Source organism: Micromonospora sp. NPDC003197 (genome assembly GCF_053590565.1).
Genome location: NZ_JBSFTE010000004.1, coordinates 149,885 through 174,807 on the forward strand (window position 1 = coordinate 149,885; position 24,923 = coordinate 174,807).

General features: G+C 68.6%; 24 protein-coding genes and 1 pseudogene. 13 read left to right on the forward strand and 12 right to left on the reverse strand.

All coding sequences use genetic code 11. From position 1 onward, the window contains the following. Nucleotides 1-27: 27 nt before the first annotated feature. On the reverse strand, nt 28-1,689 hold the full coding sequence (locus ACWDV4_RS06280; protein WP_449975333.1) for an FAD-binding protein: 1,662 nt from the start codon (nt 1,687-1,689) through the stop codon (nt 28-30). Between the two features lie 61 nt (nt 1,690-1,750). On the opposite strand from ACWDV4_RS06280, the gene ACWDV4_RS06285 reads away from it, so the two are divergent. Continuing rightward, nucleotides 1,751-2,311, forward strand: coding sequence for a TetR/AcrR family transcriptional regulator (locus ACWDV4_RS06285; RefSeq protein WP_449975334.1), 561 nt, complete (start codon nt 1,751-1,753; stop codon nt 2,309-2,311). Between the two features lie 38 nt (nt 2,312-2,349). Here the strand turns inward: ACWDV4_RS06285 and ACWDV4_RS06290 are convergent, their stop codons facing one another. Together ACWDV4_RS06290 and ACWDV4_RS06295 are read right to left on the reverse strand one after the other, a co-directional pair. Next, on the reverse strand, nt 2,350-3,333 hold the full coding sequence (locus ACWDV4_RS06290; RefSeq protein ID WP_449975336.1) for an LLM class flavin-dependent oxidoreductase: 984 nt from the start codon (nt 3,331-3,333) through the stop codon (nt 2,350-2,352). A gap of 132 nt (nt 3,334-3,465) precedes the next feature. Continuing rightward, complete coding sequence (locus ACWDV4_RS06295) at nt 3,466-4,908, reverse strand: aldehyde dehydrogenase family protein (protein WP_449975337.1); 1,443 nt, start codon at nt 4,906-4,908, stop codon at nt 3,466-3,468. Between the two features lie 167 nt (nt 4,909-5,075). Here ACWDV4_RS06295 and ACWDV4_RS06300 point away from each other — a divergent pair, with 167 nt between their 5' ends. The 4 genes from ACWDV4_RS06300 to ACWDV4_RS06315 all read left to right on the forward strand — a co-directional run bounded on the left by ACWDV4_RS06300 (nt 5,076) and on the right by ACWDV4_RS06315 (nt 8,976). Continuing rightward, a complete protein-coding gene (locus tag ACWDV4_RS06300) occupies nt 5,076-5,900 on the forward strand; it encodes an ABC transporter ATP-binding protein (protein WP_449975338.1) in 825 nt (274 codons plus the stop codon). Then, nucleotides 5,897-6,820, forward strand: a complete 924-nt coding sequence (locus ACWDV4_RS06305; RefSeq protein ID WP_449975339.1) for an ABC transporter permease — start codon at nt 5,897-5,899, stop codon at nt 6,818-6,820. Before ACWDV4_RS06300 ends, ACWDV4_RS06305 begins: the two co-directional genes overlap by 4 nt. Before the next feature lie 81 nt (nt 6,821-6,901). Then, nucleotides 6,902-7,933: an ABC transporter substrate-binding protein gene (locus ACWDV4_RS06310; RefSeq protein WP_449975341.1), complete on the forward strand. Its 1,032-nt coding sequence runs from the start codon at nt 6,902-6,904 to the stop codon at nt 7,931-7,933. Between the two features lie 395 nt (nt 7,934-8,328). Continuing rightward, nucleotides 8,329-8,976 carry a GntR family transcriptional regulator gene (locus tag ACWDV4_RS06315; protein WP_449975343.1) on the forward strand — a complete coding sequence of 216 codons (648 nt, stop codon included), beginning with the start codon at nt 8,329-8,331 and terminating at the stop codon, nt 8,974-8,976. Nucleotides 8,977-9,126: 150 nt separating this feature from the next. On the opposite strand, the gene tcuA is transcribed toward ACWDV4_RS06315, so the two are convergent. Then, nucleotides 9,127-10,584, reverse strand: a complete 1,458-nt coding sequence (gene tcuA, locus ACWDV4_RS06320) for an FAD-dependent tricarballylate dehydrogenase TcuA (protein ID WP_449975345.1) — start codon at nt 10,582-10,584, stop codon at nt 9,127-9,129. Nucleotides 10,585-10,645: 61 nt separating this feature from the next. On the opposite strand from tcuA, the gene ACWDV4_RS06325 reads away from it, so the two are divergent. Genes ACWDV4_RS06325 through hpaH form a run of 5 tightly spaced genes read left to right on the forward strand, consistent with a single transcriptional unit; the run spans nt 10,646 to nt 15,506 of the window. Beyond that, the gene (locus ACWDV4_RS06325; RefSeq protein ID WP_449975346.1) at nt 10,646-11,530 is read left to right on the forward strand and encodes a 3-carboxyethylcatechol 2,3-dioxygenase; all 885 of its coding nucleotides are present in this window, start codon (nt 10,646-10,648) and stop codon (nt 11,528-11,530) included. Nucleotides 11,531-11,559: 29 nt separating this feature from the next. Continuing rightward, nucleotides 11,560-13,038, forward strand: a complete 1,479-nt coding sequence (locus tag ACWDV4_RS06330) for a bifunctional 3-(3-hydroxy-phenyl)propionate/3-hydroxycinnamic acid hydroxylase (RefSeq protein ID WP_449975347.1) — start codon at nt 11,560-11,562, stop codon at nt 13,036-13,038. After that, nucleotides 13,025-13,783: an HpcH/HpaI aldolase family protein gene (locus ACWDV4_RS06335; protein WP_449975348.1), complete on the forward strand. Its 759-nt coding sequence runs from the start codon at nt 13,025-13,027 to the stop codon at nt 13,781-13,783. The genes ACWDV4_RS06330 and ACWDV4_RS06335 overlap by 14 nt, the downstream gene beginning before the upstream one ends. A 42-nt stretch (nt 13,784-13,825) precedes the next feature. Beyond that, complete coding sequence (locus ACWDV4_RS06340; RefSeq protein WP_449975349.1) at nt 13,826-14,698, forward strand: alpha/beta fold hydrolase; 873 nt, start codon at nt 13,826-13,828, stop codon at nt 14,696-14,698. Nucleotide 14,699: 1 nt separating this feature from the next. Continuing rightward, nucleotides 14,700-15,506 (forward strand): 2-oxo-hept-4-ene-1,7-dioate hydratase, encoded by an 807-nt coding sequence (gene hpaH, locus ACWDV4_RS06345; protein WP_449975350.1) that lies wholly within the window; start codon nt 14,700-14,702, stop codon nt 15,504-15,506. 68 nt (nt 15,507-15,574) lie between these two features. On the opposite strand, the gene ACWDV4_RS06350 is transcribed toward hpaH, so the two are convergent. The 7 genes from ACWDV4_RS06350 to ACWDV4_RS06380 form a co-directional block, all read right to left on the reverse strand. After that, nucleotides 15,575-16,117 (reverse strand): hypothetical protein, encoded by a 543-nt coding sequence (locus ACWDV4_RS06350; protein WP_449975351.1) that lies wholly within the window; start codon nt 16,115-16,117, stop codon nt 15,575-15,577. 89 nt (nt 16,118-16,206) lie between these two features. Continuing rightward, entirely contained in the window at nt 16,207-16,707 is a 501-nt protein-coding gene (locus ACWDV4_RS06355; protein ID WP_449975353.1) for a MauE/DoxX family redox-associated membrane protein, read from the reverse strand. 3 nt (nt 16,708-16,710) lie between these two features. Beyond that, nucleotides 16,711-17,022, reverse strand: a complete 312-nt coding sequence (locus ACWDV4_RS06360; RefSeq protein ID WP_449975354.1) for a S24/S26 family peptidase — start codon at nt 17,020-17,022, stop codon at nt 16,711-16,713. Continuing rightward, the gene (locus ACWDV4_RS06365) at nt 17,019-18,797 is read right to left on the reverse strand and encodes an ABC transporter ATP-binding protein (RefSeq protein WP_449975355.1); all 1,779 of its coding nucleotides are present in this window, start codon (nt 18,795-18,797) and stop codon (nt 17,019-17,021) included. The genes ACWDV4_RS06360 and ACWDV4_RS06365 overlap by 4 nt, the downstream gene beginning before the upstream one ends. A 3-nt stretch (nt 18,798-18,800) precedes the next feature. Beyond that, the gene (locus tag ACWDV4_RS06370) at nt 18,801-19,289 is read right to left on the reverse strand and encodes a hypothetical protein (RefSeq protein WP_449975357.1); all 489 of its coding nucleotides are present in this window, start codon (nt 19,287-19,289) and stop codon (nt 18,801-18,803) included. Nucleotides 19,290-19,358: 69 nt separating this feature from the next. Continuing rightward, on the reverse strand, nt 19,359-19,598 hold the full coding sequence (locus ACWDV4_RS06375; protein ID WP_449975358.1) for a hypothetical protein: 240 nt from the start codon (nt 19,596-19,598) through the stop codon (nt 19,359-19,361). A gap of 67 nt (nt 19,599-19,665) precedes the next feature. After that, nucleotides 19,666-22,587: a BTAD domain-containing putative transcriptional regulator gene (locus ACWDV4_RS06380; RefSeq protein WP_449975359.1), complete on the reverse strand. Its 2,922-nt coding sequence runs from the start codon at nt 22,585-22,587 to the stop codon at nt 19,666-19,668. Nucleotides 22,588-22,802: 215 nt separating this feature from the next. Between ACWDV4_RS06380 and ACWDV4_RS06385 the strand changes: the two are divergent. The 3 genes and pseudogenes from ACWDV4_RS06385 to ACWDV4_RS06395 form a co-directional block, all read left to right on the forward strand. Then, nucleotides 22,803-22,922, forward strand: a pseudogene (locus ACWDV4_RS06385) (DUF397 domain-containing protein); the annotation flags it as partial. 302 nt (nt 22,923-23,224) lie between these two features. Next, complete coding sequence (locus tag ACWDV4_RS06390; RefSeq protein WP_449975361.1) at nt 23,225-23,983, forward strand: SDR family NAD(P)-dependent oxidoreductase; 759 nt, start codon at nt 23,225-23,227, stop codon at nt 23,981-23,983. Between the two features lie 77 nt (nt 23,984-24,060). After that, on the forward strand, nt 24,061-24,537 hold the full coding sequence (locus ACWDV4_RS06395) for a flavodoxin family protein (RefSeq protein ID WP_449975362.1): 477 nt from the start codon (nt 24,061-24,063) through the stop codon (nt 24,535-24,537). Between the two features lie 106 nt (nt 24,538-24,643). Here the strand turns inward: ACWDV4_RS06395 and ACWDV4_RS06400 are convergent, their stop codons facing one another. Next, the gene (locus ACWDV4_RS06400) at nt 24,644-24,832 is read right to left on the reverse strand and encodes a hypothetical protein (protein WP_449975363.1); all 189 of its coding nucleotides are present in this window, start codon (nt 24,830-24,832) and stop codon (nt 24,644-24,646) included. Nucleotides 24,833-24,923 lie beyond the last annotated feature (91 nt).

Below are 24,923 nucleotides of genomic sequence, written 5' to 3' on the forward strand. Positions count from 1 at the left end.
AGGGAAACTCTCTGTGCTGCCAGCGAGTCAGGCGCGGGAGCGGGCCATGTGCCGGGCGGCACGCATGCCGAAGACGACGGCTGGGCCGATCGTGGAGCCGGGACCCGGGTACGTACGGCCCATCACCGAGGCGGAGTTGTTGCCGGCCGCGTACAGGCCCTCGATCACCGTGCCGTCCTCGCGCAGCGCACGCCCGTCGGAGTCGGTGACCACTCCGCCCTTGGTGCCGAGGTCGCCGATGACGACCTTGTAGGCGGTGAACGGGCCTTTCTCCAGCGGGCCGAGGCAGGCGTTGGGGTGCACGGTGGGGTCGCCGTAGTAGCGGTCGTAGGCGGAGTTGCCACGACCGAAGTCGCCATCGACGCCGGAGCGGGCGAAGCCGTTGAACCGGTCGACTGTGCCCTGTAGCCGGGCCGGGTCGATGCCGATCCGGCCCGCGAGCTCGGCCAGGGTGCGGCCCTTCGCCATGATCCCGGCTTCGCGCATCGCCTTGTTGTTCTTCGGGTCCAGGGCGAAGGTCCGCAGGTAGCGGTGAGCGTGCCGGGCGTCGGCGATCATCCAGTACGAGCCGTCCTTGTCGTGTTCGAGCATGTGGTGACCGAGGTCGACGTAGGACTCCGACTCGTTGGCGAACCGGTCGCCGTGGGCATCCACAATGATCGAGTACGGCAGTGAACGTTCGCCGACGATGAAGGACGGATCGTGGCCGGGGGTGGCGGCGATGGATCCTCCCCACCAGGCGTCGTCCATCAGTTCGAGCGCGGCGCCGGCCTGCTGGGCCAGTTCGATGGGCCGTCCCAGGTTGGCCGGATTGCCGGAGGGGGAGCCGTCGATGCCGTGGTATTTGCGCCGCCACTCGACGTTGTGGTCGAACCCGCCGCCGGCCAGCATGACGCCCAGGGAGGCGCCCACCGTCACCGACTTTCCGTCGCGCGTGACGCGAACCCCGACGACCCGGCCGTCGGTGACCATCAACTCTTCTAGTGGGGAGTTGAGCCACAGCGGTACGCGATTGTTGAGTACCACCGTGCGCAGGAACGATGTGGCCAGCCCGGCGCCGATACCGACCAGCCGCTGACCACGGACGACCCCGCCCAGCGCCCGGAACACGAACTGGGCGCCGCGGACGAAACCCGCAGGGGTGGACCAGGCCCGGCCCAGCAGCCAGACGTCATCGGTCTTGATCGGCATCCCGGCAGGCGCGCTGATGGTCTTCCACCAGTCGCCGATCGTCTTCGCGTTCAGCGGTTTTACTTCGATTGCCCGGCCGATCTTCCCGCCGGGCAGCTCAGGGTAGTAGTCGGGGTAGTCGGTGGAGCGGGCGAAGACCATGCCGTGCCGCTCGGCGGTGGTGACGAAGTCTTCGACGCCGTCGACGAAGGCCTCCTTGCGTTCCCGGGAGGTGGCGCGTCCGGTGTCACCGACCGTGGCCTCCAGATAGGCGAGCGCCTCCTCTCGGGAGTCGCCGACTCCGGCGCGCCGCATCAGCGGGTTGTCCGGCAGCCACATCCCACCGCCGGACATGGCAGTGCTGCCACCCCACTTGGCGCTGCCTTCGAGCAGCAGCACGCTCAGTCCCTCGTCGGCCGCGCCGAGCGCGGTGGCGAATCCGGCTCCGCCGCTGCCTACGACGACGACATCGTAGGTGTGGTCGAACGTCGCGGCGGACCGTACGTTGGCGTCGGTCATGGCGGGCTCCCTCCGGACTCCCGAAGAACCGGACAAGGTTGTCCGGTTGTTAGAGTGCAGCATGCCCACCAGCAGCGGTCGCGTCAACCGTGGTCCGGCCGCAGCCTCGGAAAACCGGCAGGCGGTGCTCGCCTCGGCGCGCCGACTGTTCACCGAGCGTGGCTATCACGTGCCGCTCAGCGCCATCGCGAAGGGCGCTGGAGTGGGGCAGGGGGTGCTATACCGACACTTTCCGACCCGACTCGATCTGGCGCTGGCAGTGTTCGAGGAGAACTTCTCGCAGCTCGAGGCAATCGCCGGTGACCCGGACCCGGACGCTTTTCACCGGCTCTGGGACCGCATTGTCGAGTTGACCGTGGAGTCCGCCGCGTTCGTGGAGATGGCAATCGACGCCCGGCGCAGCATGCCGGAGTACACCGGTGGCGAGCGTCTGCAGGCCCTGATCCGCGACACTCTGCCGCGTGCGCAGGCAGCCGGGCTGGTGGACTCCGGGATGACCGTGGCCGACGTGCTCCTTGCGCACCGGATGGTCTACGGCGTCATCGCTACCGCTGTGGAACCGGTCGACGTCGAGGCGGCCGTGCAGCGGGCGCTGTACCTGCTTGGTTGGCCGACCACGTGAGGCGATGGAAGCAGGATGGACCGTCCGCGATGCTCCCGTCAGGACCGAGTGTCGGTCAGCATGCTGACCATTGCCGCTGCGCGGTCGAGTTGCTTGCCAACGTCGCCGACCGCAGAGAGCACGATACTGTCCGCGCCCGCATCGTGCAGTTCGTGAATCCGGCGTACACCCTCGGCCGGAGTACCAACGACGACGAGTTCGTCGACCCACGAGTCCGGTACGGCGGCGGCGCGTTCGGCCTCGGGCAGCGCGGCAATCTCGGCGAGCTGCCCGAACAGTTCCAACGGGGCGAGATGGGCCGACCAGGCCGGGTCGGTGATCGCGGCGGCCAGGAACGGACGTACGGCGTCGCGGGCTGTGGTGGCGTCCTCGTCAAGATGGCATAGCGCGTAGGCGGTGATCGGGTGCGGGCGCCGGTGGCTGCCCTGTCCACGCTCAATCGAGGCGCGTGCCGCCGCGAGGTAGGCCGGCGTGACCGGCTCGGCCAGCAGCGTTCCGTCGGCGTAGCGACCCGCCACCTCAAGCGACTTGGGACCGCGTACCCCGGCAATAACCGGCGGCGGCTGTTGGGGCGGGAAATTCAGGGCAACATGGTCCAGCCGTACATAGCGGCCCTGCGCGGTGACCTCCTCACCTGCGAGGAGTCGGCGGACCGCGTCCAGGTGCTCGCCAAGCGCGCTCAGCGGCGAGGCCGGTGCTGCGCCGATCTGGCGCATCCAGTCCGGCATCCCATGACCCAGTCCACAGATGAGCCGGCCTGGATACATCTCGGCCAGCGCGGCAACCTCCATCGCGGTGAACGCCGCGTTACGCGTGACCGCCGGCAGAATCCCGATGCCGACGGTGATGTGTTCGGTCGCAGCTAACGCCGTTGCCGACGCGGCGATCCCGCCGGCAAAGAAGCAGTCCTCGACCACCCACACCTCGTCGAACCCGGCCTGCTCCACCGACCTCGCAAATGCGGCGATCTCCGGCGCTGGCCGGCGGCACGGGAACTGAAAGCCGATCTTTGGGCGGTCCATGGGCACTCCTGAAGATCGATCTATTCGGGCCCCGACAGTATCTCCGGGCGGCCTACGAAGTGGTCCCCCCTTCTCCAACTCACCTGCTGGGCCGGGTAGCCGGCAAATCCCTCGATTCGCAGTCCCCTGGAGTCAGGGGCGGCGGATTGAGATGACGCGCTCGGCGCTCATGTCGCGGATGGCGTAGGCGGGGCCTTCGGCCCCACCGAATCCGCTGTCCTTCAGACCGAGAAAGGGCATGGCGTCGACCCGGCTCGCCGAGGTGTCATTGATGTAGACCGTGCCGGCGACGATCTTGTCGGCGGCGTGCAGTGCGTTGCCGAGGTCCCGAGTGAAGATGCCCGCCGCCAGGCCGTAGGGGGTGTCGTTGGCCTCCGCGATCGCCTGGTCGAGGTCGTCGAATCCGCGCAGCACCAGAACCGGACCGAAGATTTCGTCACGCATGATTCGAGCGGTGGGGGAGACGCTGGCGAGTACGGTCGGCTCGACGACGTTGCCCACGCGGCCGCCTCCGGTGACCACCTCGGCGCCCGCCTCGGTCGCCGCACCGATCCAGGCGTGCACCCGTTCGGCCTCGCTGGGGGCGATGAGCGGACCGACACCGGTCGCCGGGTCGTAGGGATTTCCGGCCGTATGGGCACCCGCTTTTTCCCCTAGCAGGGCAGCCACCTCGGCCAGCACGGCATTGTCGACATAGAGGCGCTGCACCGAGGTGCAGACCTGCCCCGACTTGCGGAGCAGGCCGCTGTTGACGGCGGCGGTGGTGGCGGCGTCGAGGTCGGCGTCAGCACAGATGATGGTGCTGGCGAGGCTGCCCAACTCCAGTTGGGTGCGGCGCATCCCCACGGTGGTGTGGATGTGGCGGCCAACGGCGGTGCTGCCGGTGAAGGCGTAGTAGGCGAGGCGGGGATCCTCGGTGAGCCACTGCCCGACGGTGTGGCCGGGGCCGTGTAGCAGCGCGATGAGGTCGGGCGGCATCCCGGCATCGAGCAGGACCCGCACGAAGGCGTCGGCGGTTGCGGGAGTCTGCTCCGCTGGCTTGAGGACAACCGCGTTGCCGGCAGCGATCGCCGGCCCCACCTTGTGGGCGACCGTGTTGAGCGGTGAATTGAACGGAGTGATGGCGCAGACGACGCCGAGCGGATCCAGCCGGGTGTAGGCGAGGCGCCCGGCTCCACCCAGCGCCCCCTCCATGGGTATGACGTGCCCAGCCAGCCGCTTGGTCTCCTCGGCGCACAGCGTGAGGGTCTCGGCGGCCCGCTCCACCTCCTTGACGGCGTCGGCGGCGACGAACCCGGTGTCCTGCTGGACGAGCGCCACGAGCGTGTCCCGCCGTTCCAGCATGAGGGTGGCGGCCCGGGTGAGGATGTCCGCGCGCTCGCGCTGTCCGAGTCGTACCCGGGAGTGGGCGGCGACCAGTGCGGAGACGGCCCGTCGGACGTCGTCCGCGCCGATCGCGCTGACCTGGGCCACGGGGGCGTTGTCGAACTTGTCGAGGACGACGTTGCTCGGGCCGTCAGTGGGCAGCCACTCTCCGTTGATGAAGGAGGTCAGAACAGGCGGCGAGGGGGGCATGCAGGCCTCCATTTCGATCATGTAACGCATACGTTTCCGCAGTTGCCGACCTGTTGTCGACCATCGTGACTTCCGTTACTGTGCGATGAACAATACACCTGCATACAGACGTGCACGACTCCGTACCGCCCTGTACATCCCCCTGTACCACCCCCGAGGGATCAGTCATGACACAGCTTGTAAACAATTCCGCAGCGCCACCGGCGCCTCGACCAGGGAGCGGCGCGCCGAGCCCGAAGATCGTCGTAGCGGGCGTGCGGAAGTCCTATGGACGGCACAACGAGGTCCTGGCTCTCGACGGCATCGACCTCGTCGTCAACGAGGGTGAGTTCCTCTGCCTCGTTGGCCCGTCGGGCTGCGGCAAGTCGACCCTTCTGCGGATGATGGCCCGGCTGCACTACCCGACCGCAGGTGAGGTCAGGCTGCTGGACAACGGCAACACCCATCTCGCGGCGATGGTCTTCCAGAACTACAGCATCTTTCCCTGGAAGTCGGTGCGGAAGAACATCGAGCTTCCACTGCGGACCCAGGGCATGGCGCGGTCGGAGCGCGAGGCCAAGGCGACCCGGCTGATGGAGCGGCTCGGTCTGATCGACTTCGCCGACGCCTATCCGGCGGCGCTGTCGGGCGGCATGGCCCAGCGGGTCTCCATCGCCCGGGCGCTGGCAGTGGAGCCGCAGATCCTGCTGATGGACGAGCCCTTCGCCGCCCTTGACGCGCAGATGCGCCGGGTGCTGCAGGACGAACTGCTCAGCCTCTGGCAGGAGGACCGACGCACGGTCGTCTTCGTGACGCACTCGCTCGAGGAGGCGATCCTGCTCGGAGACCGCGTCGTCGTGATGAGCTCGCGGCCGGGGGTCATCATCGCCGACCACGCCGTACCGTTTGACCGCCCGCGCCGTCCGGAGATCCGGGGTACCAGCGAGTTTGCCGAACTGGAACAGCGCATCTGGTCGCAGATGCGAGACGAGATTGAGCGGTGCGAGCAGTGACGACTTCCGCGAAGGTTTCGCCCGAAACCGCAAGCAAGGCCGCAGACGAGCCTCAGACCGGATCGTCGGACCCGACGAAGCCACCCGCCGAGATCCATATCCGTCCCCGTCGCCAGGAAACCGACCCGGCCGGTACGATCCGTCGCCGCCGGGGGCTGTCGGTCGGCCTGGGCATCGGCACACCGGTGCTGCTGCTGGTGCTGTGGCAGTTGTCGGCGCAACAGGACTGGATCGACACCCGGTTCTTCCCCGCGCCAACCACGATCCTGACCGAAGCCGGCGAGATGGTCGAGTCAGGCATGCTCTTCGAGGACCTGTGGGCCAGCCTCAAGGCGATCCTGTTGGGCTATGTCTTCGGGCTTGTCACCGGAGTCCTCACCGGCACCGTGTTGGCACTGTCCAAGGTGGTGCGCTATGCGCTGGAGCCGTTGCTCTCCGCGCTGTACACCATCCCCAAGCTCGCCATTCTCCCTCTGCTTCTCCTGATCTTCGGCCTCGGTGACCTGCCCAAGGTCATCCTGATCACGCTCGGCGTCTTCTTCGTGGTCTGGGTGAGCGTCCTGGAGGGGATCGAGGACCTTCCGCCCGCCTATGCCGAGGCGGCCCAGATCTTCGGCATCAGCGGTATCAACCGCTGGGTGCACGTGATTCTGCCCGGGATCCTGCCCAACCTGTTCACGGGCATGCGTATCGCGCTCGGCACCTCGGTGCTCATCGCGGTTGGCACCGAGTTCGTCAACGGTGACCAGGGCATCGGTTACCGCATCTGGCACAGCTGGTCGCTGTTCCAGTCGGAGCAGATGTATGTCGGCATCGTCGTCGTGGCGTTCATGGGCTTCGCCCTCACCTGGATCGTCAAGTACATCGGCGCTCGGGTCGCTCCGTGGGCACCCCGCCAGGCCCGGCGCCACAGCGAGTAGTGCCGCCCAAAGCTCGTATGAGCACGGCAAATGCGACCGATAGGCGCTGGTTCACTGTCCATACATCCGAAAGGAATCCACGTGTTTGCGCATAGCCGGCTCCGGCGCGCACTGGCGGTAGCCAGCGCGCTCGTCGTGGGCCTCACCCTTGCTGCTTGCTCCGGTAAAGAGGAGTCAAACCCGAATGGGCTGAAGACCGTCAAGGTAGCGGTCTCCTCGAAGATCGCCTACTACCTTCCCTATCTCATGGAGCCCTACTGGAAGGAGTTCGAGAAGCAGGGCATCGCCATCGAGATGGAGTACGGCCCCGCGCCTGACACGTTGGTCCTGCTGACCACGGGCCGCGTCGACGCGATGATTACCGGCCCGAGCGCCAACATTCTCAACGCGGCCTCCCAGGGCGTCGACCTCAAGTTCGTCGCCCCCGGTGCCGTCGAGGCCGAGGCATCGCCCAACGGCTGGTATGTCAGCAAGGCGGCGCTGGGTAGCGACACGTACTCGCCGGCGCTGCTCAAGGGCAAGACTCTCGCCTCGTCCTCGGGGGTGGCCGGTCCGCCGTTGCTCCCGCTCTCGCAGGAACTCGCCAAGGCCAACCTGAGCCTGGCCGATGTGACTATCCGGCCGCTGTCCTCCGCCGACAGCCTGGTCGCCCTTGAGAACGGGGCTGTCTTCGCCGGCACGGTTTCGTCCCCGAACACCACGACGGTCGAGAAGTCGGGCACCGGCACCTTCTTCACCCGCAGCGCCCCGATTGGCTGGCCCTCGGTTGGCGTCTTCTTCGGCCGAACTCTGCTCAAGGACTCCCCGGAGATCGGCGAGCGCTTCGTCACCGCGCTGCTCAACATTTACAAGAAGTACTTCCAGGGCGACTTCATGAAGGGGGAGTGGGCCGACGAGTTTGCCAAGGTGTTGGAAACCGACCTTGACCAGGTAACTGACTCGGTGTCACCGGTATATCCGACCGAGCTCACCTTTCCGACCCGCTACTTCGAGGAGTACGAAGCGGCGTGGCGGCAGATTCCGGATGTGCTGAGGTACGACCCGGGCAAGAACGTTGCGCCGAACCTGATAGACACACGCTTCGCCAACTACGCCAACTCGAACGCGAGCTGACGCGAGCCAACTCGAACGCGAGCCAACCCGAACACGAGCCAACTTGAACGCGAGCTGACTCGGACCAAGGACCTGGGGCCCACTGGCGTGATGCTGGTGGGCCCCAGCTTCATCCACCCGGAGAGCCCGCTGAGAGTCGTGCGGGCCATTGCCGCCACCGGCGCGGTTTCGGTTTGCGGCCTGAACGCGAGCGCGACCCCTGGGACGACAGCAGGAGAGGTTCGTTTTCGACGATGGCTGGGCGCTTCGCGACCATGTCTGAACTGCTCGTATTGCTAGAAAGGGTGCTCGAGTGGCAATCGTTACCCGAGTTGGGGTAATGGCGGACAGTGCAGGCGTACAGCGTCGAATACAATCGTGTACGTTACGTGGTTTCGGAGAGGAGCGGGGGGCAGATGAAGGCGATTCCACCGCCGAGTAGCACCCTGAAGGAAACGCCCTACGACAAGATCCGCGACGCGATCGTGTCGGGCGAGCTCACTGGCGGGACGCAGCTGACCGAGTCGTCTTTGGCGGCCTGGTGCGGGGTCAGCCGTACGCCTATTCGGGAGGCGTTGCTGCGGCTGGAGCAGGATGGGCTGGTCGCCCGGACCGAACGTGGTCCCGTGGTGCGCAGCCGCAGTCCGGAGGAGATTCTCGACATCTACGAGGTCCGCATCGGCCTGGAGGCGACCGCCTCTCGCAGCGCAGCCCACCGTCGTACCGACCACGACCTCCGGGCGATGCGTCAGGCGCTCGCCCTGGCCGGTCCCGAGGCGAGTGATCCGGCCGAGCTGGTGCGTGCCAACGTCGCCTTCCACCGACGGGTCTGGCGCGCCGCTCACAACGAGGCCGTCGTCGACCTCCTGCAGCGATTGGAACTGCAGATCGCGCGCTACCCCGAGACCACCCTGTCCTATCCGGGCCGATGGGATCGCGCCTGCCAGCAGCACGCCGAGCTGATCGATGCGATTGAGGCCCGCGACGCCGACCGAGCGGCGGCGATCGCCCACCAGCACTTCACCGAGGCTCGTGACATCCGGCTCAAGCTCGCCACCGAATAGCTGCCGGCCAGGGGGTGGGGCAGCTCGCCAGGAGCGCCGACAGCCCCTACAGCCAACGGATTCCGTGCATATGCCGGAGACCGGCCCAAGGCCAGAACAAACGCGGGTTGATCGACTGCTTCCGATCAACCCGCGTTCCACATCAGTCGCCTAAGCGATCGCGCCGGCCCGCCGGCCGAAGACGGCCCCTGCGGCGAGCCCCGCCCCACCGGGGTAGTTGCCGGCGAAGAGGCCACCGAGCATCTCGCCACAGACGAACAGCCCCGGGATCGCCTCCCCCGAGTCGGTCAGCACCCGACCCGACGTGTCGGCCCGCAGACCGCCGAAGGTGAAGGTGATCCCGCAGGTCACGGCATAGGCATAGTACGGAGCGGTCTGGAGCTCGTGGGCCCAGTTGCTCTTCGGAGGCTGGGTGTCTGCGGCCCGGCCGTCCTTCACTGTCGGGTCGAACTCCTTCGAGGTGTCGATGGATGCGTTGAAGTCGTTGATGGTGCGTTCCAGGGCTTCGGCGGGCACACCGATCTGTTCGGCCAGGGCCGGGATGGAATCCGCGACCGCGACTGAGATGCCGGGCATGTCGTACTCCTCGGCGCGCAGCATTCCGCGCAGTGGCGCGTCGAAGATCTGCCAGGCCACAGATCCCGGCTGCTCAAGCACCTTGCGGCCATAGCGGGCGTAGGTGTAGTTGCGGAAGTCGGCGCCCTCGTCGAGGAAGCGCTGCCCGTCGCGGTTGACGAGGATTCCGATCGGATAGCTCTGCCGGGTGAGTCGGTTGGTGAGCTCGAAGTTCGACTCGTTGTCCGCGGCGAAGGCGTCCCACTGTACGGAGTGGCAGGTGGACCAGTCCCCGCCCCGGGCGGCGCCGATAGCCAGTGCGGCGTCGAGCAGGCGGCCGTCGTTGAACGGCGTACCCCGTACCTTGGCGTTCTCCCAGCCCTCGCCGAGGTGCGTGCGTCGGCGCTCCGGGTCCGCCTCGAAACCGCCGGCGGCGAGGATCACCGACTGCGCGTGGGCGGTGAAGTCGGTCCCGCGTACGCCGATGACCCGCCCGTCCGCCACGATGAGGTCGATGACTTCGGCGTCGTACCGGATTTCGACGCCGAGCCGGCGCGCGATGGCTGTGTAGTCGTCGATGAGCGCGACACCGCCGCCGGTGTTGCCGACGTGCAATCCACCCCAGAAGAGATAGGAGCCGTCGGGGCGGGCGTAGGCCTGCCGTTCGTACATGAGGCGGTAGCGCGCGCCGTGGCCGTGCAGCCAGCGCAAGGTGGGGGCCGATTCGTTGACCAGAACGTCGGTGAGGGCGGGGTCGTTACGTCCCTCGGTGACCCGTTCCATGTCGTGTCGGTATTCGTCAGCCTCATAGGGCGGTACGGCAGTCCGCTCATGGCGCTCATCGTGGTCGATGAGATCGAGCAGGTCGGCAAGGCCGCTGTGGGCGATGCGGGTCGCGCCGGCGGTGAAGTAGCTGTTGCCGCCGCGCATTGCGGATGGTGCCCGTTCGAGGAGAGTGACCGACCGGCCTCTTTCCGCGGCAGCGATGGCAGCGGTGAGTGCGGCATTTCCGCCGCCCACAACGACAACGTCGGCAATGATCTCGGGACTCATGATCGGCCTTTCGAGGGACTCGTATGTTGCGCTATGCTAGCGTATACAGCGGCATGGCGAGATGGGAGTCCCAATGGCGTACGACTCGATGACCCTCTGTCTGTCCCATAGCCCAGGGTTTGCGCGGGACCGCGACGAGAACTTCGGGCACGCCTTCCGGGCCGGGCTTCACCGGGTTCGCGACGCCGTCGCCGCATGGAAGCCGTCGCTGGTCGTCTTTTTCGGCTCCGATCACCGCCGGGCGTACGGCGAGGTGCTGCCGTCGGTCTCGGTGGTGCTCTCCGCCGAAGGGCTCGGCGACTCTGGTTCCCCCACGGGCCCATATGACGTACCCGTCGACACTGCTGCGCAGCTCGCCGCTCGCCTCATCGATTCCGACTTCGACATCGCCATCACCCGGCACGTCGCCCTCGACCACGGCTTCGGGCAGACTGCGGCCGATGTGCTCGGCGCGCTCGACGCGGTGCCGCTCATCCCGGTCTTCATCAACTGCGCTACCCCGCCGCTGGCTCGCCCGGCGCGCTCGGTGGCGCTCGGTGCCGCGATCGGCCAGATCCTCAGCGAACGCGACGAGCGCGTCCTCTTCATCGGCTCAGGTGGGCTCTCGCACAACCCGCCCACCCTCGCCCTGACCGACCAGGGGCTCTCCGACGAGGAGCGGCGCGCGATCAGCGCGAAGTTCCGTGAGGCGGCCAAGGACGACATTCGCCCGGAGTGGGACGAGACCTTCCTCGCCAACCTCGCCCAGCCCGACACCAGGTGGGCCGAGGCCCTGACCGCCGAGGACCTGGCCCCGGCGGGTATCGGCGTGCACGAAATCCGTACCTGGCTCGCGGCGTACGCCGCCGGTGGCAAGCCGATGACGAAGGTGACCTACGAGCCGGTCCGGGAGTGGATCACCGGAATGGGCATCGCCATCTCCCACCCCGAGCTTGCCGCCGCCTGAACTGTTCGTCGCCCCTGAAGGAAGTCTCGATGCTCGAATATGACAGCGACGTCGCGGTCGTCGGTCTGGGTCCGGTCGGCGGTATGGTCGCCAACCTCCTCGCCCAGGCCGGCCTGCGGGTCGTGGCGCTGGACCGCGAGCCCGACGTCATGCAGATCCCGCGCGGGGTCGGCATCGACGGCGAGATCATGCGAATCATGCAGACGATCGGCTTGGCCGAGGAGTTGGAGCCGCACCTGAAGGTGTTCCGTGGCGCGCAGTATCTCGACGCCGACGGCAACGTCGTCTCCACCCGGCCACCGATCACCGGTGCCGGTCCGCAGGGCTGGCCCAACCGCTACAACGTCCACCAGCCGGAGCTGGAGGAGACCCTGCGGGCCGGGATGCGCCGCCGGTCAGAGATCCGCGAGCTGGTGCAGCACGAGGTCAGCGACATCGCCGACCTCGGCGATCACGCCGAGGTGACGGCCCGGGACCTGCGCGCCGGCGAGGACGTCGTCGTACGCTGCCGCTACGTCGTCGGCTGCGACGGTGGCCGCTCGACCACCCGACGCAGCATCGGTGCCGACTACGAGGACTACGGCCTCAACCAGCCCTGGATCGTCGCGGACTTCCGCGCGCTGCCCTCGGCTGACCTGCCCGAACTCAACACCCACTACGCCGACCCGGTCTCGCCCGCCATCTACATTCACGTGGTGCGTGACATCCGACGGTTCGAGTTCCGCGTCGCGCCGGGCGAGGATCTCGAGGGCGCGACCGACCCGGAGGCGATCTGGCGGCGGGTGGCGCGTTGGTTGCGGCCCGACCAGGCCGAACTGCTGCGGGCCGCCGTCTACACGCACCGCTCCCTCGTGGTACGCGACTGGCGTCGCGGCCGAGTGTTGCTCGCCGGGGACGCCGCCCACCAGACCCCGCCGTTCCTCGGGCAGGGGCTGTGCGCCGGGGCGCGCGACGCCGTGTCGATCGCCTGGCGCCTGCGCGACGTGCTGACCCGGGGCGCCTCCGACGAACTCCTGGACAGCTACAGCGCCGAACGGGCCGAGCACGCCCGCCGATACATCAAGACCGCCACCGAGCTCGGCTCACACCTGACCGCCCCGACCAAGGAGGCGATCGACGCCCTCAACGCCCGCGTCGGTCGGGAGGGCCAGGGCTCGGCACCGAAGCTCGGCCCCGGCCTGTTCCTGCCCGACGACAAGTTAGGCGGGTCGCTGGCACCCCAACCCCGCGACGGTCAGGGGCGACTCCTCGATGACGTCGTCGGCTACGAGTTCGCCGTGATCGCGCAACCAGCCATTCTGGAAGCCCTGGATCCCTCGGCCCGGGAGGCGGCCGCACGCCTACAGGCCGTGCTGGTCACCGACAGCGCCCTGACCGCGTGGCTGGACGAGATCGACGCCGGAGCCGTCATCATCCGGCCCGACCGCTACTACTACGGCGCCTTCACCGACGCGACCACGCTGGGCAAGGCGCTGGCCGAGATTGCGGGCTGCTATGCCACGGCCTAACCGCTTCGTCGCAGCCCTGGCCGGCGGTGCCCCGCAGATCGGCCTGTGGCTCAACCTCAGCGACCCGACCGCCGTGGAGATCGCCGCCTCGTCGGGTTTCGACTGGGTCCTCGTCGACAACGAACACGCGCCACGAGCGCTCGACGTGACCGCGCGCTGCCTGAACATCCTCGACGCGTACGGCACCGCCGCGATCGTCCGGGCGGGCGGGCACGAGCGGGAGACGATCGGGCAGCTACTCGACATTGGTGCCCAGACCCTGCTGGTGCCGATGGTCGACACCGCCGACCAGGCCCGGCAGGTCGCCGCCGCGTGCGAGTTCCCGCCGCGCGGCACCCGGGGTGTCTCCAGCCAGACGCGAGCCGGCTCGTGGGGCCGCGACCCAGGTTTTCTGACCCAGGCCCGCGACCACATCCGGCTGATCGTGCAGATCGAGTCGGCCCGCGCCGTCGACAACGTCGACGAGATTCTCGCGGTCGAGGGGATCGACGCCGCCTTCGTTGGCCCCGCCGACCTTGCCGCGTCGATGGGGCACCTCGGCAACGTCGGCCACCCCGACGTACGGGCGGCGGTACGACGGGTGACCGAGGCCGCCAAGGCCCACGGCATCCCGCTGGGAACCCTCACCCGCAACCCCGACGACGCCCGTGACTATCTGGCCCAGGGCTACGCGTTCGTCGGGGTGGGCACCGACACCGCGTTGCTCGCCCGGGCGTTGCACGCACTCCGCGACGAGTTCGCCTGACCGAGCCTTACCCGAGCAACTGCCCACGAGAGGAACCCAGATATGGCCGTCAAGGACGATTACTCCAGTATTTGGCTTTCGCTGTGTGAACTCGAGTTCACCCAGCGGTTCATCGATGTGGACGGGGTGCGTACGCGGCTGGTGACGGCGGGCGACCCCGCCAAGCCGGCGCTGGTCTTTCTGCACGGCACCGGCGGGCACTGGGAGGCATTCTCCCGGATCATCGGGCCGCTGAGCGAGCACTTCCACTGCATCGCCTACGACATGGTGGGCAACGGATTCAGCAGCAAGCCCGACCACCCGTACGAAATTCCGGTCTACGTCGCACACCTGAACGGCGTCCTCGACCACCTCGGGGTCGACAAGACGAGCCTCATCGGCTCCTCGCTCGGCTCCTGGGTCGCCGCCCGCTTCGCCCTCGACCACCCCGAGCGCACCGAACGGATCGTGCTCAACTCGCCGGCCGGCCTGGTCGCCAGCGCGGAGAACATGGCCCGGATCAAGCGCCAGCGCACGAAGGCGGTGAGCGAGGCCGACTGGGACTCGATGAAGGCCATCTTCAACCACCTCATCGCCGACGAGCGCAACCGCATCGACGACCTGATCGCGCTGCGGCTGGCCGTCTACCGCCGCGAGGACACCCGGGCGACCCTCGCGCACCTGCTCACCCTGCAGGAGTCCGGGGTGCGCGAGCGCAACCTCATCACCGAGGAGCAGTGGCGTTCCATCAAGGCACCCGCGCTCGTTGTTGCCGCTGGCGCCGACTACGCCGAATACACCAACACGGCGCGGCGCATCCTCACCATGCTGCCCAACGGTGAGGTGCTGGAGATGCCGCAGGTGGCACACTGGGCGGCCTTTGAGGACCCGGACGCCTTCCTGGCCGGGGCGCTGCCGTTCCTGCGGGGGAACTGACATGCTCAGTGCGCAACGGATCCGCGAGTTGGCGGAAGCGCTGGAGAACGCCGAGCGTACCCGGGTGCCCGTGACCCAACTGTCGGTTCAGCACCCGGACATGACCGTCGACGAGGCCTATGCCGTGCAGACGGCGTGGCGGGAACTCAAGCTCGCCGCCGGTCGTACGCTCGCCGGTCGGAAGATCGGCCTCACCTCCCGCACCATGCAGAAGGCGCAGGAGGTCGACGAGCCCGACCGTGGCTTCTTCCTCGACGACATGATCTATTCCGACGGTGCGGTCATCTCGCTGAGTCGCTTCATTCGGCCCCGCGTCGAGGTCGAGATCGTCTTCGTGCTCGACCGTGATCTGCAGGGCCCCGGGGTGACGATGCGGGATGTCCTCGACGCGACCGCATGGGTGCAGCCAGGGCTGGAAATTCTCGACGCCCGGCTGGAGATGCGCGATCCGACCACCGGCCAGGCCCGCAAGATCGTTGACGCGATCGCCGACAACGCTGCCAACGCTGGAATGATCATCGGCGGTCGTCCGATGCGTCCCGACGCGCTCGACCTGCGGTGGGAGTGCGCGATGCTCTATCAGAACGAGAGCATCGAGGAGACCGGCGTCGCTGGTGCCGTGCTACACCACCCGGCCGCCAGCGTCGCCTGGCTCGCCAACAGCCTCGCCCCGTACGGGGAGAAGCTTGAGGCGGGCCTGCCGATCCTCTCCGGCTCGTTCACCCGGCCAGTCTTCATCGGTGCGGGCGATGTCTTCCACGCCGAATACCGCACGCTCGGTACGGTCAGCTGCCGGTTCACTGCCTGATCTGAACACAGGAAGCGTGTTGCCAGGCGGCCCTACAGGTGTGCAGCGAAGCCGGTAGGGCCGCCGGCTCAGGCGAAGTCGCGGTGTTTCAGCTTGGCCCTCCGGCCGTCCGGGTGATGCCACACGATGCCCTCGTACTGCGGGTGCGCCAGTAGCCAGTCACGCAGGCCGTCCAGGTCGCGCGGCACCTCCAACCTTTCGGCGTCGTCGTGTGGCACCAGCTCGTGGCGCTGCACACCCTCCGGGTTCCCGTTGACCTTCGGGCCGATCAGCTCGTAGGTGCCGGCACGTCGCTGCTCCGGTGAGCTGGCGAGGGCCTCGGCGTGGTACCGCGCGTACGGCGATTGTGCGATCGGTTCCCAGCCCACGGTCTTGCCCGTGACCTCGTCGGTCATCACCGGCCGGTAGTCAGCGGGCCGGGTCCGGCCCGGCCGGACCTCACGTCGCGCCCACCACATGCCGTCCTCGTCGAGCAGCACGCAGGTGCCGTCGTACTTTCGGGTCGGTGTTCCCTCGCCGTCGAGGACCCACTGGCAGGCAGGGTTGGCCTCGGGCAGGACACGTCTCCGGTTGTCCGGGTCGCGGCGGAACACCGTGGGAATCTTCTCCATATGGGCATGGTCCCATCAGTACACAATGGAATTTCCGCATGTGACGCGTTGTGGGCGGCGCAGGCGTGGCGGCAGCTACGCCTTCTCGGTCACGCTCGGTCGGTTGCGCCGAACAGGTAGCGCAGGTCGTCCAACATGACGACCAGCAGGCCGGCGACCAGCGCGCCGGCGACGGCCAGGACCGTTTCGCCCAGGCGTACCGGGCCGGTCGGTGCGAGCATGCCGACGATGGCGCAGCCGACGAGGAACGCGTTGCGCCACACGTGGTGCCAGCCCAGCGGCGCGGCGGTACGGCCGAAACAGCGGCACGTTCCGCCACCCCGCCGCAGGTTCATGACGATGGCGGCGGTGAAGGCGAGCATCAGGGCGGCCGACACGAGGAATCCGGCCAGCGGCAACACGGCCAGCAGGACGACTGCGGTGAACTCGGTGGTGATCACGGCTGCGGCGAGCGGGCCGGCCGGTCGGAAGCCCATGTCACTTACCGAGCGGGTGAACTCGCGGTAGGCGGCCCGCCCGGAGACCTTGCCGACCGCCGCTGCCAACAGGACCAGTCCGAGCAGCACTCGGCATCCGATCTCGACGTACATGTGTCATCGCCTTTCTCTGGCCACGCCGAGGATCGCCTCGGGTGGCACCGCCCCGAAATGCCGTGAATCCTGGCTGCGGGGGTTGTCCCCGCGTACCGTCACGGCACCGTCAGATTCGATCCGTTGTACGCGTTTGACCATCCAGGTCAGGTCCGCATCGGGAACGACGGCGCGGGCACGAAAGACGACGAGGTCACCGGTGGTCGGTGGCCGTCCGACGCGGACGATGAGCCGGTCGCCGTCGTGCAGCGTCGGGGACATGCTCTGCCCGCGTACGACCACCAGGCGCCAGCGGCGGCGCAGCCAGCCGATCATGACAGCGTCATCTGGTAGCCGTCGGCCTGGAGACGGAACAAGCGCGCGTATTCACCGTCGGACGTCATCAGCTCGTCGTGCGAGCCCGATTCGATGACGCGTCCGGCGTCCAGCACGACGATGCGCTGCGCGTCGCGCAACGTGCTGAGCCGGTGGGAGATCAGTAGCCCGGTGCGGCCCTGGCGGATCCGGGCCAGCGATGCGTGTACGCGGGTTTCGGCGTCGGCGTCGAGCCCGGAGCTGGGCTCGTCCAGGATGAGCAGGTCGGCGTCGGCGCGCATCAGGGACCTGGCGAGCGCGACCCGCTGCCACTGGCCGCCGGAGAGCGTCACCCCGGGCTCGCCGTCCTGGTCGGCGAAGGTACGACTGAGTAACGTGTCGTATCCGTGGGGGAGGGCACGAAGGCGGTCGTGGATCTCGGCGCGCGCGGCAGCCTCCTCGACCTGCCCAGCCGTGTACGGCAGAAGGCCGATGCCGACGTTCTCCGCTGCGGTCAGGTCGTAGCACATGAAGTCCTGGAACACCGCCCCCATCCGCTGGCGTACCGTCTCGACCCGCAGCTCGCGTAGGTCCACCCCGTCCCAGGTGATTCGGCCCCGGTCGGGGTCGTAGAACCGGCAGAGCAGTTTCACGAGCGTGCTCTTACCGGCCCCGTTGAGGCCGACGAGCCCGACGGCCTCACCGGCGGGGATCGTGAGGTCGACGCCCCGCAGGATCCAGGGGCCGCTCTCGTCGTAGCGGAACCACACGTCCTCGAACCTGATTGCGGCGCGCAGCGGCGGTGCCGGCAGGGTCCCGTCGGCCAGGTCGGCGGGACTGTCGAGAACGGCGACGTAGTGCCGGAACAGTCGCATGGCTGCGCCAGCGTCGCCGAGTTGGCCAGCGATGCCGGCCAGGCCGGCGTGTGCCGCGCCGAACGCGGCCAGCAGAAGGGTGAGATCGCCGAGGCTGAGCCGGCCGCGGACCGCGGCGTTCACCGCGATCACCGTCGCGGTGAGGGTCACGGCAGCACCGGCCAGCGCCCAGCAGGTCTGCACCACCGTGGCGTGCCGCGCAGCGGCCAGTTCGATCCGGGCGGCCCCCCGGACGGCACCGGTGAGCCGGTCGTGGAAGAACCGGCCGAGGTGGTAGAGGCGCACCTCCCGGGCGGCGCGCAGGTCGGTCAGTACGGTCTGGAACAGGAATCGGGCCCGGAACAGACTGGCGCTGTCCTCCACGGCCTGCGCGGCCCGCCGGGACAGCCGCAGTTGGATGAGGAAATCGGGTACGGCCACGGCGAGCAGGAGCAGGCCAGCCGGCGGCCAGAGGGACGTCAGGATCGCGGCGAAGCCGCCGAGGGTGATGACGTTCTGGGCCACGTCGACCGTGAACATGACAACCGCGTACGGCGCCTGGTTGGCGGCCTGCTGGGCCAGCGCCAGCCGGTCGCGCAGTGCCGGCTGCTCGAAGGGGCCCATACCGATAAAGGTGTTCAGTTTCCGGTACAGCTGCACGTCGGCGGCGATCGTGATCGCGTTCTGCAGCGCAGTGGTGAAGTAGCCGGACACGCGGTTGGCGATCGCTGTCAGGGCCCCCAGGACGGCGATCGTCACGGCGTACCAGGTCGCGGTCGACGGGCTGGCCGAGCCTCCCTTGCCGACCTCGTCGAAGAGCAGTTTCGTGAACCAGGCGACGCCGAGCGGCGGTGCCGAGCCGACGAGGATGAGGGCGAGCATGGCGCCGAGTGCCTTGGGGTCGGCGCAGCCCAGCCGCAGGGCGGCTCGCAGCGTGGCCACGCCTCAGGCCAGGACCGGAAGCTGATGGTCGGCGCTGACGACGACGCCGTCGACGAGTGACAGCACCGCAGGGAAGCCCTTGACCTGGAACTCTTTCTCAGCGAGCGGTTCGGTGATCGTCGCCGTGTCGAAGTCGGTCAGGCGTGGTGCCATCGCCGCCGTCTCCTGCGGTGTGCCGATCATGAACACGAAGGTGTCGTGGCGGTAGCGCTCGGCCTCGGCGGTGAGGGTGTCCAGGAGGGTCTGGCACGGTGGACAGGTCGGGGTCAGCATGACCACGGTACGGCGGCCGGTGGTCAGGTCGGCGTACGGGAGGGTACTGATCTTCAGGCCCGGGGCGGGCAGCACCTCGGGGATGGGCTCGCCGTCGTGGTCGTGGGCGTGGCCGGCCTGCGTCTCGCGCAGCCGCCGGGCGAGGGCCAAGGTCAGGACGAGGTTGAGCACGGCGATCGCGCCGATGACAGCGATGGCGGCGTAGGCGAGAGCCTGCATGGGAACTCCTCGGCGAGTCAGAGCGGTGGGGGCCGCGCCGACCGGCGCGGCCCCCGGCGGAAAGCCCGGTCAGCAGGCGCCGGCCTTCTTGACGTAGCAGAGCGTCCGCGACGTCGAGGTCACACACGCGCCGTTGCAGTTGTAGTAGCCCTGCCGGTAACGGCGGAAGTAGTCGCCGCCCGAGCAGTAGCCGTCGGACGCGACGCACGAGCACTTCTGGCCGTTCTCCGGCACGCAGGCACCAGCCTGCTCGCTGCCGAGCACCTTGCCGAGGATGGCGTCGCCAACGCGGGTGATGATCCTGGTCATGGGATGACCTCCTTTGTGGGTGGTTGCCGATCACTGTGCTGGTCGCCGCTGCGCTCGCGCTGCGCTTCTACTGCGCGCGGGCTGCGCTCCGATAGCCCGCCAGCCGTTCGCGCAGTTCATCGGCGTACGCGGCGTCGAAGTGCTCGAAGATGCGCAGTGCCTCCTCGCCCAACGCGACGGCCAGGTCGTGTCTGCCCAAGGTGGCCTGCGCCCGGGCCAGCAGACTCAGCGAGTTCGCCAGCGGGAACGGCTGCCCGATTTCGCGAAGCATCGCCACCGACCCCGCCAACTCGACCACCGCACGATCCGTATCGCCCTCCTCAAGGTGCACCTTCCCGAGCAGCCGGCGGGAAATCGCCTCGCCCCACTCGTGGCGCATCTCGCGGAACTCCGACGCCGTACGAGCCAGCAGCCGACGTGCGGAGGCGCTGTCCCCGGCAGCGAGGTGCGTTGCGGCCAGCGCCTGCTCGGCGGTGGTCACACTCATCCGGTCACCAAGCCGGCGTGCGGCGGTTACCGCCTGCCGCAGCTGCTCCAGAGCCTGCGGCCACTGCTCAGCATGGCGATGCAGCAGCCCGATGCTCTCCCGCGCCAGCGACTCGCCCCACAGATCGCCACCATCCTCGAAGAGACGCAGGCCCGCGGCGCAGGCGGCGTAGGCGAACGGAGAGGTGTGCTGGTACTGCCCGTACTGCATGCCGAGGGTCAACAGCACGTGTCCGCCGACCGGGCCAACCGGCCAATGCTCGGCGCACAACCGCACCATCAGCAGCAGCGCGGCGTTCGCCTCCCGGACCCGGCCGAGCTGACGGCAGCACAGCGAGTAGCCCTGTAGTGCGACCAGCCGGTGCACCACCAGCGGCCCACGGCTGTCCCGGTGCGCCGCACGCAGCAGTGGCACGGCTTCGGCGTGGCGGTTCAGCATCCGGTAGGCCGTACCCAGGTGGAGCCGTAGCGACAGCCGGGTCGGCAACGGCAGGTCGGCGTGGCGGTCAAGCACGCCGCGCAGGCAGTCGACGAATTCGGGCAGGTACTGGCTGCGCATCATCGCGAAGTTGCCCAGCGTGCAGGCCAACCGTCCGGCCAGGTCGGCCGCGTCCAGCTGCAGCAGGTCATGCACCGCCGAGACCAGGTTCTCCCGCTCCTCCTCGAACCAGTCGACGGCGTCCCAGGCGTCGATCACGGACACCGCGTCGGCCACCGGCAGGGTCTTGCAGGGCAGCGACGCATCGGCCCGTGCGGCGTACGCATGCAGTCGCGCGTACCAGGCGATCACCTGGTGGGTGGCGACGTCGGTGCGTTCTCGGGCGTGTAGCCGGACCAGGTCGTGCATGCGTACCCGGCCGCTGGGATCGGCGGTCAGCAGGTGGGCCCGGCACAGCTGTTCCAGCAGCGGCTCGGTGGTCTCGTCCCACATGCCGAAGCTGCGCAGCGACGTACGACTGAGCACCGCGAGCAGCTGTGCGGCGGTCGGTGGTAGCCGCTCGAACCCAACGGTGAAGCTGGTGCGCACGTCGAGCCCGTCGAGCGACAGCTCATCGAGGCGGTGCCGCTCGTCGCGCAGCCGGTCGCGCAGCCGTGCCACGGTCATGGCCTCCCGTTCGGCCAGCCGCACGCCGACGATGCGCAATGCCAATGGCAGGCGACCGCACAGCTCCACGACGTCAGCGGCCGCTGCGCCCTCCCGGTCGATCCGCTCGATGCCAGCGAGCCCGGCCAGCAGATCCAGGCCGTCGTCCACCGGCAGGACGTCGAGCGGGACGACCTCGGTGCCCGCTAGGCCGGGCAGCGCCGCCGTACTGGTGATGAGAGCACTGCTGCCCCCGGGCGGCAGCAGCGGGCGCACCTGCGCCGCGTCCGCTGCGCTGTCCAACATCACCAACATGGTCTGGTCGGCGAGTACGGATCGATACAGCGCCGCGCGTTCCTCGGCTGCAGCCGGGATGGCCTCGCCAGCCACCCCGAGGGCCCGTAGGAAGGCGCCGAGCACCGCGCCGGGCCGCGCCGGGTCCGTGGTGTTGCCGCGCAGGTCCGCGTACAGGCATCCGGCAGGAAAGCGATGGCGGCTCTCGTGCGCCGCGCGCAGCGCCAGCGTGGTCTTGCCGGTTCCGGCGAGTCCGGTCACGACGACGACCTGGGCCGCCCCGGCGGCTGGTGGGGTACGCCCCAAAAACGACAGCAGCAGCCCGAGTTCCTTGCCCCGCCCGACGAAGTCGCCGGTGACGCCGGGAAGCTGATTGGGGCGTACCCACGCTCGTGGTGCGGTCTCCTGCTCGCTGCCGAGGATTTCCTGGTGCAGTTGCCGCAGCTGGGGTCCCGGGTCGATGCCGTGCTCCTCGGCGAGGATCCGAGCCCCGACCCGGTACACGGCGAGGGCCTCCGCCTGTCGGCCGCTGCGGTGCAGGGCCATCATGAGCTGGCCGCGCAGCCGCTCCCGCAGGGGCCGATCACGTACCAGGGTGGTCAGCTCCGGCACGAGTTCCTGGTGCAGGCCGAGGGACAGCAGTGCCTCGACGCGCAGCTCGACCGCGTGCTCGCGCAGCTCGCTCAGGCGATCACGTTCCAAGTCGACCAGGCTCGCGGCGACGTCGACGAACGCGTCGTCGCGCCAACGGGCCAGCGCCTGGTCGAGCAACTCCACAGCGTAGCGAGCGTCGGTGGCGGCCGCCGCAGCCTGTACGTCGGTGGCGAACTCCGCCGCGTCCGCGCCCACCGCGCCGTTCAACTCATAGCCGGGTGACCTGGTGTGGATCAGCTCCGGTGTCGTACGGCGTCGAACCGAGGCGACGATCGCCTGGACCCGGTTGCGTGCTCCCGTCGGCGGGTGATCTGGCCAGAGGCCGTCGATGAGGCGGTCGACGGAGACGATGCGTCCACGGTGGGCTGCCAGGCTCGCGACGAATGCCCGTTCCAGCGGGGGAAGCGACACGGCTATCCCGTCGACGCGCAACTCGATTCGCCCCAGGACGCCGATTTGGTACTCCTGCACCGGGCAAAGCTAGCGCGATGTCCACTAACTACGGCCGGGCGTCCAGACAGGGGTGGGTCCCCTTGCACTCCAGGATCACAATCTTCACATCGCTGCGCCGGCCGGAGCTGTGGTGTCCCAGCAGAATGTCAGCTCTGGTTGATCAAGAGATTTAGGTCAGGAATCCAGCATCAGCGCGACGTAAATCTCTTGATCAACCGAAAGGGGAGCAGCCGCCCGGCGTCGTCCTGGTGAGGGACACCAAGGACCGTGACGGCGGCACCCTGGCCTTCGGCCCGGCAGCGTGGGCGGGCTTCGTCGCCGCTGCCAAGTCCGACGCGTGCGAGCTTCGCTAACGCAGCAACGACCAAGTCGAACCCCTGGCCCTCCGATCAAGGGCCAGGGGTTCGCTGCCGTGATGAGCAGGACGATGACTGCCAGCGCTGGACCGCCCTCCACGAGACCTCCAGCGGTCTGCGTTGAATAGGAGCCGCTGTGGCGTTACTCGGCGGCGTGAAGGGTCGCGCCCTTCGCCTCCACCTGCCCGTGACCTTCGGCCCTGCGGGCCGCAGCCTCCCCTGAGGAACATGGAAGCGGAGGCTCCCGTAGGGACATTGGCGGATGAGTCCGCCGCAGGGGCCGGGATGGAGATCGCATCATGAGCGAGCAGCGTTTCGCCGAACGGGTCGCGGTCGTGACCGGAGCCGGGTCGGGTATCGGCCAGGCGGTCGCCCGCCAGCTCGCGGTGGAGGGAGCCATGGTCATCGGCTGCGACGTCGATGTCGAGGGGCTCGCCACGACCGCCAAGCTGGTGGAGGAGGACGGCCACTCCGCGACGATGATCGTCGCCGACATCACGGCACAGGTCGACATCGACCGGATCGTCGCGGCGCTGCCCGACCAGCGCATCGACCTGCTGGCCAACGTGGCGGGAGTCATGGACCACTTCCTGCCCGTCACGGAGTTGGACGACGACACCTGGGATCGGGTCCTGGCGGTCAACCTCACCGGTCCGATGCGGCTGTGCCGGGCGGTGCTGCCGCTGATGACTGCGCAGGGCCGGGGCGCGATCGTCAACGTCTCGTCCATCGGCGGCCTTACCGGAGCGGTTGCCGGCAGCGCGTACGTCTCCTCGAAGCACGGCCTGGTCGGCCTGACCCGCTCCATCGCCAACCTGTACGCCGAGGACGGCATCCGGGCCAACGCGGTCTGCCCGGGGGGCGTCCAGACCAACATCGGCCGCAGTGCCGCACCGAAGGTCCCGTGGGCGTACCAGCGTCTGGAGCGGGCGTTCGGCCGAGTAACCCGGACGGCCACGCCCGCCGAGGTCGCCACGTTGATCTGCTGGCTGGGATCCGACGAGGCGGTCAACGTGAACGGGGCCGTCGTCGCCTCCGACGGAGGTTGGACCTCCTGATCCGCTTGCCGGGCCACCGCATGGCCAACCGGCTAGGCCGCCTTGACGATCGATTTCCATTATCACGAGGAGCAGAGATGAGGGTCTTGATCGTCATCGAGTCGTGCTTCGGCAACACGTCCCGGGTTGCCGACGCCGTGGCCGCCGGCCTGCGTTCCAAGGGGGCCGACGTTACCGTCGTCGAGGCGGCCGTCGCGCCCCCGCTCGATGGCGTGGACCTGCTGCTGGTCGGCTCGCCCACGCACAACATGGGGCTGCCCGGACCGGCGTCGCGCAAGCAGGCCGCGACGAAGGGCGGCCACCCGGCGGCCACCGGCGTGGCCGAGTGGCTGGACACGCTGCCCGCCACGCTCGGCGGCCGGGCGGCCACCTTCGACACCGTCACCGGCACCGGTTTCTTTTCCGGCTCCGCTGCCAAGGGCATCCAGAAGCGGCTGCGCCGCCACCAGGTGGACGTGATTGCCCGGGAGAGTTTCGTCGTCACCGCGACCGAGGGGCCGCTGGCCGACGGCGAACTGGACCGGGCCGAACGCTGGGCTGCCGCCCTGGCCTGACCACGGCCGACCCCGATCGGGCTGCCGCCCTGGCCTGACCGCGGCCGACTCTGATCGTACGAGCGTTCTGGACATCCGCGAGAAGCACGGGATCTGATACGGGGCGCTAACGTTTCAGCGCCCGGTACTTGCGGAGCAACGCCGTGATCTTGACGTAGTCACGTGTGCCGTTCAGCTCGGCAAGCAGCTCGTCCGGGCACAACTCGTAGAGCTCGCCCCACCATCGGCGCGCGCGGTTGTCCCAGATCCGGTAGCCACCGTCGGCGCCCCTCGCCACGTATCTTCGCCTCGCCATCGTCGGCAGGGTAGCAACGCAGACAGCCGTTGGCTGTCCGCTGGCACCATCGCCGTTGAGGCTCGACACCCGGCTCTTTCAGCTCGGCAAC

Bases quoted from the DNA above. Each gene is read 5' to 3' on its own strand.
- ACWDV4_RS06325 (WP_449975346.1), top strand. From the start codon at position 10,646: ATGGGAGTCCCAATGGCGTACGACTCGATGACCCTCTGTCTGTCCCAT.
- ACWDV4_RS06360 (WP_449975354.1), bottom strand. From the start codon at position 17,022: ATGATCGGCTGGCTGCGCCGCCGCTGGCGCCTGGTGGTCGTACGCGGG.
- hpaH (WP_449975350.1), top strand. From the start codon at position 14,700: ATGCTCAGTGCGCAACGGATCCGCGAGTTGGCGGAAGCGCTGGAGAAC.
- ACWDV4_RS06395 (WP_449975362.1), top strand. From the start codon at position 24,061: ATGAGGGTCTTGATCGTCATCGAGTCGTGCTTCGGCAACACGTCCCGG.
- tcuA (WP_449975345.1), bottom strand. From the start codon at position 10,584: ATGAGTCCCGAGATCATTGCCGACGTTGTCGTTGTGGGCGGCGGAAAT.
- ACWDV4_RS06300 (WP_449975338.1), top strand. From the start codon at position 5,076: ATGACACAGCTTGTAAACAATTCCGCAGCGCCACCGGCGCCTCGACCA.
- ACWDV4_RS06290 (WP_449975336.1), bottom strand. From the start codon at position 3,333: ATGGACCGCCCAAAGATCGGCTTTCAGTTCCCGTGCCGCCGGCCAGCG.
- ACWDV4_RS06340 (WP_449975349.1), top strand. From the start codon at position 13,826: ATGGCCGTCAAGGACGATTACTCCAGTATTTGGCTTTCGCTGTGTGAA.
- ACWDV4_RS06285 (WP_449975334.1), top strand. From the start codon at position 1,751: ATGCCCACCAGCAGCGGTCGCGTCAACCGTGGTCCGGCCGCAGCCTCG.
- ACWDV4_RS06330 (WP_449975347.1), top strand. From the start codon at position 11,560: ATGCTCGAATATGACAGCGACGTCGCGGTCGTCGGTCTGGGTCCGGTC.
- ACWDV4_RS06370 (WP_449975357.1), bottom strand. From the start codon at position 19,289: ATGCAGGCTCTCGCCTACGCCGCCATCGCTGTCATCGGCGCGATCGCC.
- ACWDV4_RS06355 (WP_449975353.1), bottom strand. From the start codon at position 16,707: ATGTACGTCGAGATCGGATGCCGAGTGCTGCTCGGACTGGTCCTGTTG.
- ACWDV4_RS06315 (WP_449975343.1), top strand. From the start codon at position 8,329: ATGAAGGCGATTCCACCGCCGAGTAGCACCCTGAAGGAAACGCCCTAC.
- ACWDV4_RS06280 (WP_449975333.1), bottom strand. From the start codon at position 1,689: ATGACCGACGCCAACGTACGGTCCGCCGCGACGTTCGACCACACCTAC.
- ACWDV4_RS06400 (WP_449975363.1), bottom strand. From the start codon at position 24,832: ATGGCGAGGCGAAGATACGTGGCGAGGGGCGCCGACGGTGGCTACCGG.
- ACWDV4_RS06350 (WP_449975351.1), bottom strand. From the start codon at position 16,117: ATGGAGAAGATTCCCACGGTGTTCCGCCGCGACCCGGACAACCGGAGA.
- ACWDV4_RS06375 (WP_449975358.1), bottom strand. From the start codon at position 19,598: ATGACCAGGATCATCACCCGCGTTGGCGACGCCATCCTCGGCAAGGTG.
- ACWDV4_RS06335 (WP_449975348.1), top strand. From the start codon at position 13,025: ATGCCACGGCCTAACCGCTTCGTCGCAGCCCTGGCCGGCGGTGCCCCG.
- ACWDV4_RS06295 (WP_449975337.1), bottom strand. From the start codon at position 4,908: ATGCCCCCCTCGCCGCCTGTTCTGACCTCCTTCATCAACGGAGAGTGG.
- ACWDV4_RS06390 (WP_449975361.1), top strand. From the start codon at position 23,225: ATGAGCGAGCAGCGTTTCGCCGAACGGGTCGCGGTCGTGACCGGAGCC.